This window comes from Sphingomonas sp., from assembly GCF_031380695.1.
In the GTDB taxonomy this organism is placed as follows: Bacteria; Pseudomonadota; Alphaproteobacteria; order Sphingomonadales; family Sphingomonadaceae; genus Sphingomicrobium.
Window position 1 is genome coordinate 1 of sequence record NZ_JANMWY010000152.1, and the last position, 5,425, is coordinate 5,425.

At 66.5% G+C, this 5,425-nt stretch carries 5 protein-coding genes and 1 pseudogene; 3 read left to right on the forward strand and 3 right to left on the reverse strand.

Annotation, left to right across the window (positions count from 1 at the left end):
* On the reverse strand, nucleotides 1–504 hold a 504-nt coding region (locus RMN84_RS05795), incomplete at its 3' end, for an exo-beta-N-acetylmuramidase NamZ domain-containing protein (protein ID WP_309611249.1).
* 9 nt (nucleotides 505–513) lie between these two features.
* Complete coding sequence (locus tag RMN84_RS05800) at nucleotides 514–1,053, reverse strand: DOMON-like domain-containing protein (RefSeq protein ID WP_309611250.1); 540 nt, start codon at nucleotides 1,051–1,053, stop codon at nucleotides 514–516.
* A gap of 93 nt (nucleotides 1,054–1,146) precedes the next feature.
* Between RMN84_RS05800 and tyrS the strand changes: the two genes are divergently transcribed.
* Nucleotides 1,147–2,367 (forward strand): tyrosine--tRNA ligase, encoded by a 1,221-nt coding sequence (tyrS, locus tag RMN84_RS05805; protein ID WP_309611251.1) that lies wholly within the window; start codon nucleotides 1,147–1,149, stop codon nucleotides 2,365–2,367.
* Nucleotides 2,368–2,490: 123 nt separating this feature from the next.
* On the opposite strand, the gene recG is transcribed toward tyrS, so the two are convergent.
* Nucleotides 2,491–4,542: an ATP-dependent DNA helicase RecG gene (gene recG / locus RMN84_RS05810; protein WP_309611252.1), complete on the reverse strand. Its 2,052-nt coding sequence runs from the start codon at nucleotides 4,540–4,542 to the stop codon at nucleotides 2,491–2,493.
* Nucleotides 4,543–4,641: 99 nt separating this feature from the next.
* Here recG and RMN84_RS05815 point away from each other — a divergent pair, with 99 nt between their 5' ends.
* On the forward strand, nucleotides 4,642–4,902 hold the full coding sequence (locus RMN84_RS05815) for a succinate dehydrogenase assembly factor 2 (protein ID WP_309611253.1): 261 nt from the start codon (nucleotides 4,642–4,644) through the stop codon (nucleotides 4,900–4,902).
* Nucleotides 4,899–5,425 (forward strand): annotated as a pseudogene (locus RMN84_RS05820) (transcription-repair coupling factor); the annotation flags it as partial. The gene RMN84_RS05815 and the pseudogene RMN84_RS05820, both read left to right, overlap by 4 nt.

A 5,425-nucleotide genomic window follows, 5' to 3' on the forward strand; every position in this document is an offset into this window, starting at 1 on the left:
CGGGATGGGGCCGGCGCCGACGAAGCTCGCCCATCCGGGCAGCAGCGTCATCCCTTCGACCGGGCGTCCCGCCGGATTGGGCCGGTCGAGCACCCACACCGCCTTGCCCTGCGCGGCCGCTGCCTCGAGCATGTAGAGCAGGGTTGTGATAAAGGTGTAGATGCGGCACCCAAGGTCCTGCAGGTCGATCAGGACGATGTCGAATTCGGCCATCATCGCCGCGGTCGGGCGGCGGACCTCCCCGTAAAGGCTGAACACCGGGATGCCGTGGACGGGGTCACGGTAATCCGCGCTTTCGACCATATTATCCTGCTTGTCGCCCTTCAGGCCATGCTGCGGTCCGAAGGCGGCGGTGAGGTTAAGCAGTGGCGCAAGCGCGTCGATGCTGTGCGTGAGATCGTTCGTCACTGAAGCAGGATGGGCGACGAGCGCGACGCGCCTGCCCCGCAGCGGAGCACGAAGCGCGGGGTCGGCGAGCAGCCGATCGATACCGAACAGGGTCATGAGCGCTGCTTACGGAAGACGGGCAACGAAGCAATCGGGATGATGAAAATCAGGCGCGCCGGGCGGGTGGGCGAGCGCCCAGTAGCTCTTCGTCCCGTCCTGCTGTTCCAACACTCCCGACAAGCCGAGCGCGTAGCGCTGACGGGCCGGAACCGCGATGGTTGCGAGGACCGTCCACCAAGTGAAATTATCTTCCATCCTGACGTAAGGCGGCGCGACGTCCTCGGCGTTGGCCATCCTCTCGCGATACCCATCGAAGGCATAGGCTGCCCAGTCACCCGACGGCGCGAAATTCCATTCGGTGTAGCCCGGCTCGTCCTCCGCCCAGAGGAACCCCTCGAAACAGGTCGTCTTCCACAATTCGTCGGCGCGTCCCGGCTCCGCGGTTTCAGAAAGGACGAACCGCTCCGCCGGCGCACCGATGCAAAAGGCCAGGTTGAGCGTCGCGTGGATTCCAAAGGCGGCGCTATAGTCGACATTGACCCACAGCCGGAACGGCGCGCCCGACGGCGGCGTGTCGGGGTGACAGATGAGGGGCAGGCTGGGCACGCTCCATCTATCGTCATTCGCGCGAAAGCGGGAACCCTGTTTCTTGCTCGGCTGGGATGACGAAAGGAGTGAGTATCACTAAGCACGCGGACCATGACCTACACCTCCACCCTCCTCCGCTCGCTCGACGAACGCGGCTATATCCACCAGGCGACCGATGCCGCCGGGCTCGACGCGCTGGCGGAGCGGGAGATCATCCCCGCCTACATCGGCTTCGACGCCACCGCGCCTTCGCTCCACGTCGGGAGCCTGGTGCAGATCATGATGCTGCGCCGCCTGCAGCAGGCCGGACACAAGCCGGTCGTGCTAATGGGGGGGGGGACGACCAAAGTTGGCGATCCGTCGGGCAAGGATGAATCGCGCAAGTTGCTGACGGGTGACGACATCGCCGCGAACATCGCTGGAATCAAGGGGGTTTTCGAGCGGTTCCTGACGTTCGGGGACGGACCGACTGATGCCATTCTGGTCGACAACGCCGACTGGCTCGACAAGCTGAACTACGTCGAATTCCTGCGCGATGTCGGGCGGCATTTCACCATCAACCGCATGCTGACATTCGATTCGGTCAAGCTCCGGCTCGACCGCGAGCAGCCGCTGACCTTCCTTGAATTCAACTATATGATCCTCCAGGCCTATGATTTCGCGGAGCTTTCCCGCCGCGCTGGGGTGCGGTTGCAGCTCGGCGGGTCGGACCAGTGGGGCAATATCGTCAACGGCCTCGAACTCGGCCGGCGGATGGACGGGGCCGAGCTCTATGGGCTGACTACCCCGCTGATCACGACCGCCGACGGCGGCAAGATGGGCAAGACCGCGGCAGGGGCGGTGTGGCTCAACGCCGACCGGGTGTCGCCGTATGATTATTGGCAATTCTGGCGGAACACGCAGGACGGCGATGTCGTCAAGTTCCTGAAACTGTTTACCGATTTGCCGCTGGACGAGATCGCTCAGTTGGGCGCGATGGTTGGTGCCGACATCAATCAGGCGAAGATCGCCCTGGCGACGGCGGTCACCATGTTGCTGCATGGCAACGAGGCGGCGAAAGCTGCCGAGGAGACCGCGCGTCGAACCTTCGCCGAGGGCGCATCCGATGAGAATTTGCCGAGCCTGGCGACGGGCGGATCGATCGGCATCGTCGCGGCGCTGACCGGGCTGGGGTTCGCCGCCTCGAATGGCGAGGCCCGGCGCAAGATCGCCGAGGGCGCGGTGCGGGTCGACGGCGCGGTGGTTAGCGATCCGGCGCTGGAGATCGTGGTAGGGAATGAAGCGTTGAAGCTGAGCCTCGGCAAGAAAAAGCACGGGTTGCTGACCCGCTAGCCCCTTTCCTAGCGGGAGAGGGAGGGGCGAGGAGCGCCGGACGGGTGAAGGTGACCGGGAAGGCGTCGCTCTCACCCTAGCTCGGCTTAGCCGAGTCGTGCCTCTCCCAGCGGGAGAGGAAGGTTACCCACTCCTGATCAGATCGATCGCCTGATCGCGCTCGAACAAATAGAGTGCCGTCCGCGCCGCCTTTCCCCGCTCGCTCGCCAACCCCCCGTCGCGCTCCAGCAACAACCGCGCATCGTCGGTCGCGATCGGCACCAGCTCCGTCACCATCTCCGGCGTCGCCACGCGGAACATCTGCTCGCCCGACTGGCGCGTTCCCAAAATCTCGCCCGGCCCGCGCAGGCGCAGATCCTCCTCGGCGATACGGAACCCGTCGTTGGTCTCGCGCATCAGCGCCAGCCGCGCCCGCCCGGTCTCGCTGAGCACGCTGCCCCGTATCAGCAGGCAGGTCGACGCCCCCTCCCCGCGTCCGACCCGTCCGCGCAGCTGATGCAGCTGGGCCAGACCGAACCGCTCCGCCCCCTCGATGATCATCAACGTCGCCTTGGGTACGTCGACCCCGACCTCGATCACGGTCGTCGCGATCAGCAGGCCGAGCGCGCCGCTCGCAAACGCCGCCATAACGTCGTCCCTCTCCGCCCCCTTCATCCGCCCATGGACCAGCCCGACCCGATCCGGCCCGAAGCGCAGCCGCAGCACCGCCGCGCGCTGTTCCGCCGCCGCGCTGTCGCTCTTCTCGCTCTCCTCGACCAACGGGCAGACCCAATAGGCCTGCCCCCCACCGGCGAGATGGCGACCAAGGCCGTCGATCACTTCGCCGAGCCGCTCCTCGCTGATCACGCGGGTTTCGACCGGCGAACGACCCGGCGGCATTTCGTCGAGGCGGCTGACGTCCATCTCGCCGAACTGCGTTAGGGTCAGCGTGCGCGGGATCGGGGTTGCGGTCATGACCAGCAAATGTGGCGGGTGCGCCGCCTTTTCGGTCAGCAACAGGCGTTGCGACACGCCGAAGCGATGCTGTTCGTCAATCACGACCAGCCCGAGCCGCTTGTACGCGACCTTCTCCGGGAAGATGGCGTGGGTGCCGACGAGGATGTCGATCGACCCGTCGGCGAGGCCCATCAGCACGGCTTCGCGCACCCGGCCCTTTTCACGACCGGTGAGGATCGCGACCCGCACCCCGAGCGCGTCGATCTGGTGTTGGAGAGTCGCAACATGCTGGCGCGCGAGGATTTCGGTCGGGGCGAGCATTGCCGCCTGCGCCCCGGCCTCGACCGCCTCGAGCATCGCCAGCAGCGCGACCAGTGTCTTGCCCGACCCGACATCGCCCTGCAGCAGGCGCAGCATCGGCGCGGCCTGGGCCATGTCGTCGCGGATTTCGCGCGTGACCCGGGCCTGCGCACCGGTGAGTTGATAGGGTAGCTGCAGCGCCCCGGTTAGCCGCCCGTCCCCGACCAATGCCACGCCCCGGCGGCGCCGCGCATGCTGGCGGATCAGCATCAGCGCGAGCTGGTTGGCGAAAATCTCGTCATAGGCAAGGCGCTTGCGAGCCGATGTTGCGAGCGGTTCGGAATGCGCCTCGGCTAGCGACGCCCGCCACGGCCGCCAATGCTCACGCGCCAGCAGCGACGGTTCGATCCACTCGGGCAGCTCTGGCGCGCGCTCAAACGCGGTCAGCGCCAATTCCCGCATCCGCCGGTTAGTCATCCCCACGGTCAGCGGATAGACGGCTTCGCTCAGTGGCGGCTCGGCCCCGCCCTCCAACACCTCGGGATGGACGATCTGCCACTCGTCGCCATAGGCATCGAGCCGGCCCGACACGGTCCGCGCCTTACCGACCGGCAGCTGCTTCGACGCCCAGCCGGGATTGTTGAAGAACACCAAGGTGATGGTGTTACCGTCGCGGTCAGCGGCGAAGATCCGCAGTGGCCCGCGCCCCGCACCCGATCGCGTGTCGAACGGCGTTAGCTCGAGAATGACGATCCGCCCGAGCAGCGCGGCGCTGGCGGCGGGCGTGCGGATACGGTCGATCGTCCCGGTCGGCAGATGATAGGTAAGGTCGATTGCCCGCGTCAGGCCAAGCCGGGCGAGCGTCTTGGCGACCCCCGGGCCAACGCCCTTGAGCGCCTCGACCTCGGCGAATAGCGGATGAAGGATTTCGGGCCGCATCTCGCCTTCCCTAGCGCCAAGCGGGCCAAGCGCCTACATCGTCCCAACGACCCGCGGCGATTCTCGCCAGCGGGATTTTCGCGCGTGGAGCGAAGGCCAATGGACGATCAGACGCGGGCGCTGAAATGGCGCGCCGGACATCGCGGGACGCGTGAAGCCGACATGATGATCGGTGGGTATTTCGACGCGCACCACGAGCAATGGGGTCCGCCGGAGCGTGAGTGGTTCGGGACTCTCCTCGATGAGCAGGATGTCGACATCATGGCCTGGGCGATCGGAACCCAGCCGGTGCCGGAGCGCTTTCGCGGCACGATGATGGACACGCTCATGCGGCTCGATTTTATCAAGGTGTACAAGTGAACGACGCGCTCTCCCGGATTCTGACGGACGGCGAGCCGCATACCCTTGCTGCTGTACCTACCGGCTATCTCCCGTGGCTCGCCGCCGACCTCGCGCGTGCCGCCGACGGCGCCGGCAAGGGTGGGCGGGCAGTCATACTGGCCGGCGATGAGGCGGCGATGCGCGCCTTGGCCGAGACAGTGCCGGTATTCGCGCCCGAAGTCTCCGTGCTGACGCTGCCGGCGTGGGACTGCCTGCCCTATGACCGCGCCTCCCCTGCACTGCGCGTCATGGCAGAACGGCTGGCGACCCTACAGTTGCTGCAGGTTGCGCGCAAAGGCCCGCAACTGCTTGTGACCACGGCGAATGCTGCCGCGCAGAGGATGCTGACGCCGTTCCGCATCCGGCAACTCACGCGGCAGCTGGCGGAGGGCGAGCGGATCGACCGCGACGCGCTGGTCCGCCTGCTCACCGCCAACGGTTATCAGCGCGCCGACGCGGTCCATGACGCCGGTGATTTCGCCGTGCGTGGGTCGCTGGTCGA